Source organism: Micromonospora sp. NPDC048947 (assembly GCF_040649495.1).
In the GTDB taxonomy this organism is placed as follows: domain Bacteria; phylum Actinomycetota; class Actinomycetes; order Mycobacteriales; family Micromonosporaceae; genus Micromonospora; species Micromonospora alfalfae.
On the sequence record NZ_JBEZFO010000016.1, the window covers coordinates 1 to 12611 of the forward strand.

Genomic DNA, 12611 nt, shown 5'->3' on the forward strand with positions numbered 1-12611 from the left:
TGGCGGCACCCACCCAGCGCCCGCACCCCCGATGAGCACTGACCTGGGGTACGCCCTGACGGGCCGACACCCCGCGGGGTGTCGGCCCTTCGCTTGTCAGTGTGTGCGTCAGTCCCGGGCCGGCGACAGGCCGGCGGCGGTGAGCGAGCGGCGTACCGCGGGTTGGACCCGGGTCAGCCGCAGCGGCACCCCGGTCCGCTCCGCCGCGTCCCGGCCGGCCATCAGCGCGGCGATCCCACCGGCGTCGAAGCCACCCGCGCCGACCAGGTCGACGACCACCTCACTGGGCTGGCCGGTGACCGCCTCCAGCATGGCCCGGCGCAGCTGGTCCGCGCCGTCGCGGTCGATCTCGCCGCCGACCTCGACCACCACCGAGTCGCCGTCCTGCTTGACCGAGATCCGGGTCTTGCCCGGGTCGGGTTCGGCGGCGCCGTTCTGCCACGGCGGCGGCGCGTCGGCGAGCATCGCCTGGCGCAGCCAGGTGAGCGCCCGCGACAGCAGCCGGGACACGTGCATCTGCGAGATGCCGAACCGGGCGGCGATCTCCGCCTGGGTCTGGTTGCCGTAGAAGCGCATCGCGAGGATCCGTCGCTCACGCCAGGGCAGTCGGTGCAGCAGGCCGCTCACCGTCACCCGGTCGTCGACGGACTCCAGCGCATTGTCGGATTCGCCGACAAGGTCCCCGAACTCGGCGGAGCTCTCCCCACCCACCGGCGCGTTCAGCGAGGCCGGGCTGTAGCCGGCTGCCGACTCCAGGGCGGCGAGGATCTCCTCCTCCGGGGTCTCCAGCCGGGCGGACAGCTCGGCCACCGACGGGGCTCGGGACAGCTCGCTGGTGAGCGCGGCGGTGGCCTGCCCCACCTCGAGGATCAGGTCCCGGAGCCGACGGGGCACGTGCACGCCCCAGGTTCGGTCCCGGAAGTGCCGTTTGATCTCGCCAACGATGGTGATGGCGGCGTAGGCGGTGAACGAGCCCCGTTCCGGGTCATAGCGGTCGACGGCGTTGACCAGCCCCAGTCGGGCCACCTGCTCCAGGTCCTCCAGCGGCTCCCCCCGCCCCCGGTACCGGCGGGCCAGCCGACCGGCGAACGGCAGCGCGAAGCGCACCAGGTCGTCCCGGGCCTCCCCGCGCCGCTCCGGCGGCAGCCCGGCGATCCGGGCCGCGTACGCCATCGCCGCCGCGTCGAGATCCTCCAGCCCTCGGTCGTTGGGTGGTGGTGGGGTCGTGGTCGTGGTCGTGCTCGTCTGTCCGAACATCCGCGCCTCCCTCAGGAAGGTCCCCCGCCCGGATCGGGAAACCGGTCGTGCGCGTGGTCGAGCCACGCACCGGGCCGGAAAGTGGGTCAGTGACTGGGATGCCAGCGGGCGACACCGCCTCTACGCAGCGCAATTAGGCCGTCGCAGCCAGCGATGTTCCCGCTCCGTAGGTACTCAATCACGGGACCCCGGGTTCGCGAGGATGTTTCGGCGTCCTCCGTCTCAGGAGACCAACAACCCCTGGTGGCCGCCGCTGTCGCGGAGCACCGCGAGGGCCTCGGCGACAGCCAGCGGGGGCGGCGCGGGCAGGTCGTACGGCTGGGCGCGCAGCACCTCGGTGGCCCGGCGGGTGGGCACCGAGGTCACCGGGTAACCCCGCGCGGTGGTGCGGTCCAACGCCCGACGCCGCCGACCGAACCCGGCGACGGCCAGCCACTGCGGCAGCCCGGCCAGCGCGGGTGAGCGCACCCCGGGCGGCTCGGGCAACACGTCCACCGAGCTGAACGCCTCGCTGCCGGCCAGCCACCACTCGGCCTCGTCGACGCTGCGTCGGGTGGCGTTCTCACACCAGTACGGCACCAGCCCCGCCCGCACCACCTGCCACGGGTCGAGCAGTCGACCGCACTCCACCACCAACCGGTCACCGGTCTTGCCGGCGCGCCGCAGCCATCGCCGGTACAGGTCGGCCACGCCCGCGCTCAGCGCCGACGGCCGGGGCACCAGCACCCGGTGCAGGGGGTGCTGGTGCCGGGTGGACCAGTCCCGCGCGGCCAGCTCGAAGCCCGAGTCGACGCCGTGCTCGGCGTACGCCGACGGCACTGACACCTCCGGCGGCTCCCACCGGGTCGCGTCGCCGCCGACGGAGCGCAGCACCTGCCGCAACGCGTGGCTGTCGGGGTGGAAGTCGACCGGGTCCAGCCCGCTTCCCGGGCAACCGACCTGGAAGCTGTGCGCCGCTCCGCGCTCCAGCACCGGCCAGGTGCGAGCGTCGCTGACCAGCAGCACTGGGGCACCCGGCACCAGCCGGTCGGCCAGGAACCGCGTGTACGCGGCCGGTAGGGCCCTCCACGCGGCGGTCAGCGAGACCGTCGCCCCGGTCAGCGCGCCACGGCTCGCCGGGCAGTGCACCTGGCGCAGGTGCAGGTCGGCGTTGCCGGCGAGCAACCGGGTGGCGAGTGCGGCGCCATGCTCCGCGGCGTCCGCCGGGCGGTCCACCCCGCCGTCGGACCAGTGCACCGTCATCTCGAAGCCCGCCGGTAGCCACGGCACGCCGAGGGCCACCGCGAGGTGAGCGGCCGCGCCGTGCGGAGAGCCGATCAGCACCCCGGGGTAGCGCCGACGGGGGTACTGGTCGACGAACCAGCGGGCCACCCGGGCGGCGTCCACCTCGTCGGTCTGGGCCACGGTGAGCGCGACCCGGCCGGCGGCGCGGGTGACCGCGGCACGGCGTACCGGCTCGGGGGCGCCGGGGAACCGCGACGTCGGCCCGGTCTGCCCGAGGTCGGCGCAGTCGACTCCGCGCAGTGCCCGGGCGGTGGCGGCGACCAGCACCCGGGCGGAGCTGCCCACGGCCACGACCCGGTCGCCGGCGAGACCGGCGCCATCGGCCGTGAGCCCCTTGTGCACCTTGTGCACCGGCCCCACCTTGCCTCGTTCGCTCACCACGCGGCCCGGCTTCCCGTCCCGATGGGGTTCAAACGGGGCATCACCCACCCGGCGGCACATTCTGCTGGTCAGCGGGGTGCCCCGGTCATCACCGGCGTTCGGCGGCTCGGGTTTCGCCAGGGCCAGGACGGGCACTTCCGGGGCCATGCGCACCGACGACACCAGCGAGCCAGCCGCAGCCACGATCACCCCGTACGAGGACGGACCGCTGCTGGTCCGTGGCGACTTCGCGTTGGTCACCCCGGACGGCGAGCGCATCGACGCGCGGCGGGGCACCGTGGCGTTGTGCCGGTGCGGCAAGTCGGCGCTCAAGCCGTTCTGCGACGGCACCCACAAGGCGACCAACTTCCGCGCGGGCACCTCCCGCGAGGGCTGATCCCGCGAGGGCTGATCCCGCGAGGGCTGATCCCGCGAGGGCTGATCCCGCGAGGGCTGATCCCGCTCCTTCGCCACGCCTCGTGACGAAGGAGCGGGGACGAGAGGCCCGTCGCGGCCGTCAGACGACGACGGTCCGAACCGGCGGGGCAACCGCGGCGCACGCGGCCACGGCGAGCGAGACGGTCGGCGGCACGGTCGGCGGGGCCGGCGGGCGCAGCGAGCTGCGGCCGGCGGCCCAGCTGTCCAGCAGGTGCGCGGCGAACAGCCGGTCCACAGCGAGCCCGGCCGCCGCACCGAAGAGCACATCGGAGGCGAGGGCCGGCTCGACGCGGACCAGGCCGCCGCACATGTCGTGCGCGGCGATCTGCTCGTGCACCGCGTCGGCCTCGACGTGCTCGTCGTAGAAGCGGGTGGCCACCTCGTCGAAACCGAGCCGGCGTAACCCGTTGCCGTAGCGACGGTTGGGCAGCGAGGAGGTCATCTCGAACGCCGCCAGGTGCCCGAGCAGCGCGCCGCGCAACCGTCGGTGCAGCCCGAACAGCGACATCAGGTTGTTGGTCGCCAACGTCACCGCCGGCGCCACGTCGATGTGGGCCCCGTAGCCGGTGTCCAGGCCCAGCCGGTCGAGGGTGCCCCGGAACAGCTCGGCGTGCATCCGGTCCAGCCGCCCGTTGCCGTACTCGTCGGTCTGGATCTCCACGAGAGCTGCCTTGGCCGGGCCACCGAGGCGGGGCAGCGCCCAGCTGTGCGGGTCCGCCTCCCGCAGGTGGTAGACGGAGCGGTGGGCGGCGAACTCGCGGAACTGGGTGAGGTCGGCGCGGCGTTGCAGCGTCGCCGCCAGCGCCGGACCGTCGTCGGCCGCGACCAGCTCGGCCAGGCCGGCCGCCACCCCGGCGGCGGGCACCGACGGCACACCGACCAGCCGGCGCAGCGCCGCCTCGAAGACCCGTTCGCAGCGGGCACGCAGCGCCAGTAGCGTCGGCTGCCACTCCCACGACTCGTCCACCCCGGCCCAGCCCCGGTAGTGCAGCTCGTAGCAGAGGAACAGCGTGAGCTGCAGGTCCTCGTCGGTGAACGGGTCCGGCGGGTAGACGTCGACGCCGAGATCGACCGGCAGGTCGTGCGGCGGGTGCCGCAGAGCCTCCACGACCGCTGCGGAGAGCGGACCCCGTGCCGTCGGCAGGGTCGCGGGACCGTAGCGGCGGTCGGCGGGCTCGGACATGGGACCTCCAGCGTCGTCGGGCCGCTACTCATGCCCTGGTCCGGGGTGGCTAAACGAAGTCGTCGGCGTTAGCGCTGACCTCCACCTGCTCGCGGACCTTCCGGGCCGGAGCGCCCTCGGCGTACAGGCCGCGCAGGTCGGCGAAGGCGGGCTCCGGCGGCGCCAGCGACACCGCCGGGTCGACGACCGCCTCCAGTACGCAGGGGCGGTCCGCGGCGAGGGCCTCGTCCCAGGCCGCGCCGACCAGCTCCGGACGGTCCACCCGCACCCCGTGCAGCCCCAGCAGCCGGGCCCACCCGGCGTACGGCACGTCGGGGCGGCGGTGGGTCGGGTCGGACGACGGTTGTCGCCCACCACCCATGCCGTTCTGGTCCCGGTTGTTGAGCACCAGCACCACCAGCCGCGGGTCGCGCCACTGCTGCCAGAGATGCGAGACGGTGATCAGTTCGGCGAGCCCGTTGAGCTGCATCGCCCCGTCTCCGACCAGTGCGACCACCGGCTGGTCGGGGGCGGCGAGCTTGGCCGCCACCGCGTACGGCAGCGCGCAGCCCATCGAGCCGAGGGTGCCGCACAGCTGCGCGTTGACCCCCGGCGGCAGGGTCAGGTGCCGGGCGTACCAGTAGAGGACCGACCCGACGTCGACAGCGACCGCGCCGGTGCCGGGCATCCGGGCGGACAACTCCTGCAGGACGAGCTGCGGGTTGACCGGGTCCGCGGCGGCGGCAGCCCGCTCGGCGGCGACCTCCCGCCAGCGGTCCACCGAGCTCTCGACTGTGGCACGCCACTGCTGTTCGGACCGGCCACGCAACCGGCTCAGCAGCGCCCGCAGCGTCTCGGCGGCATCGCCGACCAGCGGGACGTCGGCCGGGTAGCGGGTGCCGATGCGTCGGCCGTCGATGTCGATCTGCACAGTGCGCGCCTGCTCGGGCATCGGGAAGTAGTCGGTCCACGGGTCGTTGGTGCCGATCATCAGCAGCGTGTCGCAACCACCCATCAGCTCGGCCGCCGCCGGGGTGCCGACCTCGCCGAGCACCCCGGTGTGGAACGGCAACCGCTCGTCGAGCACCGGCTTGCCGAGCAGCGAGGTGGCCACCCCGGCCCCCAGCCGGTCGGCGATCTCGATGATCTCGGCGGCCGCGTCCCGACCACCCTGGCCCACCAGGATCGCGGTCCGCTGGCCGCCGCTGAGCAGCTGCGCGGCGGCGTCCAGGTCCACCTCGTGCGGCAGGACCCGGGCCAGCGGCTCGCCGGGGGTCGCCGTGATCACCCCGGCGCCGTACGACTGCAGGTCGGGCACCAGCGCCTCCTGCAACTGTCGGGGCAGCACCACGCACGTCGGGCTGCGGGTCGCCGCCGCCGTCCGGAACGCCTGGTCCAGCAGCGCCCCCACCTCGTCGGGGCTGCGGCCGTACCTGACGAACTGGTTGCACACGTCCCCGAAGAGCCGGCTCAGCCCGATCTCCTGGTGCGCGCCGCCGAGCGGCCCGGAGATGTCCTCCCCGACGATGGCCACCACCGGCTTGCTGTCCAGCTTGGCGTCGTAGAGGCCGTTGAGCAGCTGGACGGCGCTGGGCCCCTGGGTGGCGAGGCAGACCCCGATGCCGCCGGTGAACTTGGCGTGCCCGGTTGCCATGAACGAGGCGGTCTCCTCGTGCCGGGCCGGGATGAACGCCGGCTCGCCGCCGGTGCGGTCCAGCGCGTCGACCAGTGGAGCGATCGCCTCGCCCGGGAACCCGAAGGCGCGGGGCACCCGCCAGGCCAGCAGTCGTTCCACAACCACGTCCGCGACCGTGCGGTCAACCATTGCCGCGCCCGGGTGTGCTGGGGTCGACGTAGCGCAGTACCGCGCCTACGCCGTCGGCGAGGTCGGGCGCCTCGTCGGGGCCGAGCACGGTCAGGGCCGCGTCGGTGCCGACGAGAGCTCGGACCAGCGCCGCGTCGGCGCGTACCCGCTGCGGGTCGGCCACCGACATCGCGGCCAACTGCCCCGGGTCGACGGCGATCTCGGTGGGTTCCGCCCCGATCCACAATTCACCGTTCGCCGACGGGTCGTCCACGATGATCATCATGTCGACCTGGTTGCGTTGCAGGGCCGAGACGACAGCGTCGAGGCCGCCGCCCACGTCCTCCTGCACGCCGAACTTGTCCAGCGCGGCGCTGATCCGCTGGTCGGCGATCTCCGCGATGGTCTGCACGGTGAGGTCGTCCAGCATCGTCTGGTCGGCGCCGCCGGCCCGCGACCCGGCATCGGTACGGACCACCTGGTCCTGCCAGCGCTCCGGCATCTGGGCGGCAATCATCCCGGTGGCCCGAACGTCACCGGCGACCACCACCACGTCCGCGCCGACCCGGTCGGCCAGCTGCACTGTCGCCGCTGTGACGTCGCCGGCGTTCTGGTGCCACGCCTCCATGGCCGCCCGCTGATAGCGCGACTGGGACCAGCCGCCGGGCTTCGTGCGCCGCAGCGGGTACTCGTCGCGGCCGGCGACGTGCGCACGCCGGGGCACCCCGCCGGCGCTGACCGCCATCGCGTCGGCGCCGAGACGGTCGGCGACCACACGTACCCAGGCCACCTGCTCGCCGCGCTGGGCGAGCAGCGGCATCACGTGCGGCAACGGGCCGACGTTGGCCAGGTCCCGCAGTGGCGGCGCGGACAGGTACTCGGAGAGCACCACCTGGCCGTGACTGGCGAAGAGCGCCAGGCCGTAGTCCCCGACCATCGGATCATGACCTCGGACCACCCGGTCCAGCGCGGCGATGTCCGCCTCGTCCGCCCCCTGTTCGGCCAGGCTGCGTTCCAGGGCACGCCACCGCAGGTCCAGGGCGGGTTTGGCGTCCTCCGTGTCCGCGGAGGCGTCCAGATACACCGAGCACCACGGCCCGAGACGGTCGTAGAGCGGGCGCAGGAAGGACAGCTGCATGCTCGACCCCTTTCCAGCTCGACCCCTCGCTTACCCGGGTCGCGGGGGATGTCACCTCGCGGCCGTGAGCCCGTGACCAGGTTTCATTCACGTCGTTCAACCGAGGACGTCGATACGATCTGTGAACACAAGCGGACTCTCGGTGGTGGAAATGGACAGCGGACTCGACACCCGACGGATCGTGCACCCGACGGAACGAATCGTCACCGGGCGGCTGATCCGCCTGCTCGACGGCTACACCCGTGAGGTACGCATCGGTCAGCCGGTGCTGGTGGCAGTGCTCGCCGCGGCGGCCTTCGCCCGGCTGCCCGCCCTGCTGCTGCGCTCGCTCTTCTCGTTCGGCGGCGGCGGCACCCGCCGTCGCTGGAAGGAGCTGAAGCAGGGTCCGGAATACCTGGTCACCCCGGTGCGGCTACGCAACACCGCCGGTCAGCTCTGTGAGGTGGAGCTGCACGGGCACCTGCCACAGAGCGCCCTGCACCCGGCAGACCAGGTGCAGCTCACCCTGCGCCCGCAACGCGACCCGGAGCTGCCGCCCCGGATCGAGCGGATCGTCAACCTCACCACCGGGCAGCTGTTGACCCCGCGTACGGCGACGCTCTGGTCGCATCTCGGGCCGCCACTGCTGTTGCAGGCGTTTTTGGGCACGCTGCTGCTGGCCGGCATCGCGGCCTGCTCCGCGCTGACCTGATCGACCCGGGCGGGTCGGCGCTTCAGCCGACCGGGGCGGGCTCGCGGGCCGGCTGCCGGTCGACGCCGAGCATGCCCCGGCGGCGGGCCCAGCGCTCGAAGGCCAATGTGGCGAACGGCGGCACCGCGCTGGCCAGGGCCACCGCCGTGGCCAGCAGGCTCCACCGGTGCAGCCGGGCCACGGCCAGCACCAGCAGGACATAGGCGACGAACAGCCCGCCGTGGATCGGCCCGAAGATCTTGACGCCCAGCTCGTTGTCGGGCGGACCGTACTTGACCAGCATGCCGACCAGCAGGGCCAGCCAGGAGCAGGCCTCGGCGATCGCCGCCGCGACGAACAGCCGGGTCACCTTCTCGCGCATCCGCACGCCACCACCTCTCGGGCCGCAATGCTATCGGTCCCGTCTGACTGGGCTAACAGGGCGGGCAGTTGGGTAGGAAAGGGTCCTCGGGTCTTCCCCCGCCCGCCGATCACGTGCGAGGTTAGGGGGACCAGCGGTGACGGGGTGGTGACCATGGGCGAGGACGTCGGCGTACGAACCTTCAGTCGAGAGGATCGGGCCCGCTACCGCGACAAGGTCCGCCGCTGCCTGGATGTCTTCGCCGAGATGCTGCGCGAGTCCCGCTTCGACCTCGACCGGCCGATGACCGGCGTGGAGATCGAGCTGAACCTTGTCGACGAGGCGTCGAATCCGGCGATGCGCAACGCCGACGTGCTGGCGGCGATCGCCGATGAGAGTTTCCAGACCGAGCTGGGCCAGTTCAACGTCGAGATCAACGTGCCGCCGCGCCGGCTGACCGGCACCGGCACCGCCGACTTCGAGGAGTACGTGCGGGCCAGCCTCAACGCCGCCGAGGTGAAGGCCCGGGCGATCGGCGCGCACATGGTCATGATCGGGATCCTGCCGACGCTGCGCCCCGAGCACCTGACCGCCGAGACGCTGTCGGCCAACCCCCGCTACAAGCTGCTCAACGAGCAGATCTTCGCGGCCCGCGGCGAGGACCTGCCGATCGCCATCAGCGGGGTGGAACGTCTGGCGGTCACCGCCGACACGATCACCCCGGAGGCGGCCTGCACCAGCACCCAGTTCCATCTCCAGGTCAGCCCGGCCCAGTTCGCCGACTACTGGAACGCCGCCCAGGCGGTGGCCGGCGTCCAGGTCGCGGTCGGCGCGAACTCGCCGTTGTTCTTCGGCCGGGAGTTGTGGCGCGAAACCCGCATTCCGCTGTTCCAGCAGGCCACCGACACCCGGTCGGAGGAGATAAAAGCCCAGGGGGTACGCCCCCGGGTCTGGTTCGGCGAACGCTGGATCACCAGCGTGTTCGACCTGTTCGAGGAGAACGTGCGCTACTTCCCGGCGCTACTGCCGGTCTGCGACCCGGAGGACCCGGCGCAGGCCCTCGCGGCCGGTGAAGTGCCCAATCTGGCCGAGTTGCGCCTGCACAACGGCACCGTCTACCGGTGGAACCGCCCGGTGTACGACGTGTCACGGGGCCGGCCGCACCTGCGTGTGGAAAATCGGGTGCTGCCCGCCGGCCCGACAGTGCTGGACACCATCGCCAACGGCGCCTTCTACTTCGGGTTGGTGCGCGCCCTCGCCGAGTCGGACCGGCCACTGTGGTCGCAGATGTCGTTCAGCGCCGCAGAGGAAAACTTCACCAGCTGCGCCCGGCACGGCGTCGACGCGCAGGTCTTCTGGCCCGGTCTCGGTTACCTGCCCGTCACCGAGCTGGTGTTGCGCCGGTTGCTGCCGATGGCGCATCACGGCCTGGACCGGTGGGGGCTCGACCCGGCCGAGCGTGACCGGTTGCTCGGCATCATCGAGCAGCGCTGCCTGACGGGCCGCAACGGCGCGACCTGGCAGGTGGAGACGCTGCACCGGTTGGAGTCGGCCGACCACCTGGACCGGCCGGAGGCGCTGCGCGAGGTGGTCCGACACTACGTCGACCTGATGCACAGCAACCGGCCGGTGCACGAGTGGCCGATCCCGTGAGCACACCGGATGGGTAGCCCGATCGGCGCGGGGCTCAGCCTCGCGGGGTGGGAACACCGAAGAGATCGGTGATGCCGCCGGGGAGCTGGGCCAGCAGGTCGTGTCGCTCGTCGTCGTTCAGCGCCTCGGCGACGGTACGCAACACCGCCTGGGCGTGTTGACGCACCTGGTCCGCGTTCGCGACCTGTTCGCGGTCGCCGACGTTCTTCAGGAACTCGCCGACGTCCCACCGGCGGCCCTGCGGGTTGCGGGTGACGGATCCGTTCAGCCGCTCCGGTAGCTGTGCCGCCAGGTTGTCTGCCTCCTGCCCGGCGAGCCGTTCACCGAGCACCGACAGGACGGCCTGTATGGACCGCACGGCCTCGTTCTCACCGAGGCCCGCGCGCTGTCGTACCGTGGCGATCATCTGCTCGTACTCCATGCCCCGCTCCTTCGGTCTCGTCGGCATGCCGGCAGGCCTGCCTGCGGACGAACGGGGCGAGTTCCCCGGCTCCCTGGCGGCAAACGGGGTCACGCGCGAATCCGGACTCCCCGCCATCGGCGGGCGGGGCCGCACAAAACATGCCAGTCACGTCACTCGGGTCGCCGGCTGAGTCGGGTCGGAGGCTCGCCCGCTGACACAGGGCCACCGCGCGTCCGCGCCGACGGATACTGTCCTTTGTGGACCCCCATGGCGATCGAAGTCCGTCGTAGGCTTTGGCAGCTCGCACACATCGTCTGATCACGATGAGGGGACGCACGCCGATGGCCACTTCTGGAACAGACCCAGCCGCGATCCAGGAGCCCACGCGGGTTCCCCTGTCCCGTCGACACATGCTGCGGATGGGAGCGGCGGCGGCCGGTGGCGCGGTGCTCGTCGGCTCGGCGGAGGCAACGTCCGCGCAGGCCGCGCCGGCTGGCCCGAAGCGCGTCCTGCGGGCGCCGGCGCTGGCACCCGGTGACCGGGTCCGGGTGGTCTCGCCCGGCAGCACGCCCGACCCCACGAACATGACTCGCGGCATCGAGATCCTGCGGAGCTGGGGCCTGGAGGTCGAGCTGGGCAGGCACGTCTTCACCAGGTACGGCTACCTGGCCGGCACCGACGCGCAGCGGCTGGCCGACCTGAACGCCGCCCTCACCGACCCGGGCGTCCGGGCCGTCTTCGCCGCCCGCGGTGGTTACGGCACGCAGCGGATCGTCGACCAGATCGACGTGTCTGTTCTGCGCAGGGACCCCCGGGTGGTCGTCGGTTTCAGCGACATCACCAGCATCCACGGCAAGCTCTGGCGCGAGACGGGCCTGGTCACCTTCTACGGCCCCATGGTCAACTGGAGTGACGACCGCACCGGCCCCGACTCGGCCGAGGCGCTGCGCACCGCGGTGATGACCACAGCACCGGTCACGATCTCCCGGGACCCGGCCGAGACAGCCGCTTCCGTGGTGGTGCCGGGGCGGGCTTCGGGGCCTCTGCTCGGCGGTTGCCTGACGTTGATCTCCACCTCGCTCGGCGCGGAGGACTCCCCGAAGTTCGACGGCGCGATCCTCTTCTTCGAGGACGTGGACGAGGCTCCGTACAGCATCGACAGCATGCTGACCGAGCTGCGCCGGGTGGGCGTGCTGCGCAGGGTCGCCGGTGTAGTCATCGGCCAGATCACCAACAGTGTCGGTGAGCCGGGCGAGTGGGACGCGGCATCGGTGCTCAAGGACCGCCTGTACGACCTGGGCGTGCCGGTCCTGGGTGGGCTACGGCTGGGGCATGGCAACGGGCAGCTCACCGTTCCGTTGGGCTCGCGCGCGACGATCGACGCCGCGGCGGGGACCCTGACCGTGGAGCCGGGGGTCCGCCCGCGCTAGCGCTCAGGCCTGCGGCGTCGGGTCCCAGGGTGACGGGTCGTCGCGCAGCCGGCTGTACAGGTAGCCGTCGCGCCACTGGCCAGCCCGAAACTCGCTGGCCCGCACGACGCCCTCAAGCTGGAAGCCGGCCTTTTCCAGCGCCCGTTGCTCGGCGACGTTCTCCGGGTGCGTACCGGCCTGGATGCGCTGGGCAGGGCTGTGGTGGAAGAGGTAGTCGCAGAGCAACGCCTGGGCGCGCCAGCCAATGCCCCTCCCCCGCCACTGCGGCAGCAGGGCGATGCCGATCTCCCAGTACGACGCTCGGCCGGCGTAACGCCCAGCGGTGTAGCTGACGATGCCGGCGGCGGCCTGCTTCTGCTCGACCTCCACGACGAGCCGTCCGTCGTCCTCGCCGAGGTAGCCGTCGACGGCGAACCGCCGCGCCGGCGCCCCGGCGTCCCGGAAGCCGGCCCAGTCCAAACCGATCAGGCCCGGCTCCGTGCAGAACTGCCGGAACATCGCCAGGTCGGGCTCGGCAACCGGCCGTAGCCGGACAGTGAGATCGACCGAGACAGCCACCGAGATACCGCCACTCTCCATGGCGCCACGCTAGCTTGCGCAGAGCCGAAGCTGGGTTCGGCGGCGTGTGCGCACAGAGCGACCGGCGTTGGT

General features: G+C 72.5%; 12 protein-coding genes. 4 read left to right on the forward strand and 8 right to left on the reverse strand.

The features are described 5' to 3' along the window. Positions 1-108: 108 nt before the first annotated feature. Together AB0B98_RS22180 and AB0B98_RS22185 are read right to left on the reverse strand one after the other, a co-directional pair. The gene (locus AB0B98_RS22180) at positions 109-1257 is read right to left on the reverse strand and encodes a SigB/SigF/SigG family RNA polymerase sigma factor (protein ID WP_238672131.1); all 1149 of its coding nucleotides are present in this window, start codon (positions 1255-1257) and stop codon (positions 109-111) included. Positions 1258-1479: 222 nt separating this feature from the next. After that, positions 1480-2922, reverse strand: a complete 1443-nt coding sequence (locus AB0B98_RS22185) for a hypothetical protein (RefSeq protein ID WP_357364928.1) — start codon at positions 2920-2922, stop codon at positions 1480-1482. Between the two features lie 145 nt (positions 2923-3067). On the opposite strand from AB0B98_RS22185, the gene AB0B98_RS22190 reads away from it, so the two are divergent. Further along, positions 3068-3298, forward strand: a complete 231-nt coding sequence (locus AB0B98_RS22190) for a CDGSH iron-sulfur domain-containing protein (protein ID WP_357364929.1) — start codon at positions 3068-3070, stop codon at positions 3296-3298. Between the two features lie 120 nt (positions 3299-3418). Here the strand turns inward: AB0B98_RS22190 and AB0B98_RS22195 are convergent, their stop codons facing one another. The 3 genes from AB0B98_RS22195 to AB0B98_RS22205 are packed head-to-tail and all read right to left on the reverse strand — an operon-like array spanning position 3419 to position 7443. Then, positions 3419-4522, reverse strand: a complete 1104-nt coding sequence (locus AB0B98_RS22195) for an iron-containing redox enzyme family protein (RefSeq protein WP_357364931.1) — start codon at positions 4520-4522, stop codon at positions 3419-3421. A gap of 49 nt (positions 4523-4571) precedes the next feature. Further along, complete coding sequence (locus AB0B98_RS22200; RefSeq protein WP_357364932.1) at positions 4572-6302, reverse strand: thiamine pyrophosphate-binding protein; 1731 nt, start codon at positions 6300-6302, stop codon at positions 4572-4574. A 16-nt stretch (positions 6303-6318) separates the two neighbouring features. Further along, positions 6319-7443, reverse strand: a complete 1125-nt coding sequence (locus AB0B98_RS22205) for a Vms1/Ankzf1 family peptidyl-tRNA hydrolase (RefSeq protein WP_357364934.1) — start codon at positions 7441-7443, stop codon at positions 6319-6321. Between the two features lie 142 nt (positions 7444-7585). Between AB0B98_RS22205 and AB0B98_RS22210 the strand changes: the two genes are divergently transcribed. Continuing rightward, positions 7586-8134 (forward strand): hypothetical protein, encoded by a 549-nt coding sequence (locus AB0B98_RS22210; RefSeq protein ID WP_357273836.1) that lies wholly within the window; start codon positions 7586-7588, stop codon positions 8132-8134. Between the two features lie 22 nt (positions 8135-8156). On the opposite strand, the gene AB0B98_RS22215 is transcribed toward AB0B98_RS22210, so the two are convergent. Then, entirely contained in the window at positions 8157-8495 is a 339-nt protein-coding gene (locus AB0B98_RS22215; RefSeq protein ID WP_112602008.1) for a DUF3817 domain-containing protein, read from the reverse strand. Between the two features lie 153 nt (positions 8496-8648). Between AB0B98_RS22215 and AB0B98_RS22220 the strand changes: the two genes are divergently transcribed. Next, positions 8649-10127: a glutamate--cysteine ligase gene (locus AB0B98_RS22220; protein WP_238672125.1), complete on the forward strand. Its 1479-nt coding sequence runs from the start codon at positions 8649-8651 to the stop codon at positions 10125-10127. Between the two features lie 34 nt (positions 10128-10161). On the opposite strand, the gene AB0B98_RS22225 is transcribed toward AB0B98_RS22220, so the two are convergent. Beyond that, positions 10162-10548, reverse strand: coding sequence for a DUF2267 domain-containing protein (locus tag AB0B98_RS22225; protein WP_238672124.1), 387 nt, complete (start codon positions 10546-10548; stop codon positions 10162-10164). Between the two features lie 392 nt (positions 10549-10940). Between AB0B98_RS22225 and AB0B98_RS22230 the strand changes: the two genes are divergently transcribed. Continuing rightward, positions 10941-11960, forward strand: a complete 1020-nt coding sequence (locus AB0B98_RS22230; RefSeq protein ID WP_357364937.1) for an LD-carboxypeptidase — start codon at positions 10941-10943, stop codon at positions 11958-11960. A gap of 3 nt (positions 11961-11963) precedes the next feature. Here the strand turns inward: AB0B98_RS22230 and AB0B98_RS22235 are convergent, their stop codons facing one another. Next, positions 11964-12539 carry a GNAT family protein gene (locus AB0B98_RS22235; protein ID WP_357364939.1) on the reverse strand — a complete coding sequence of 192 codons (576 nt, stop codon included), beginning with the start codon at positions 12537-12539 and terminating at the stop codon, positions 11964-11966. Positions 12540-12611: the final 72 nt, after the last annotated feature.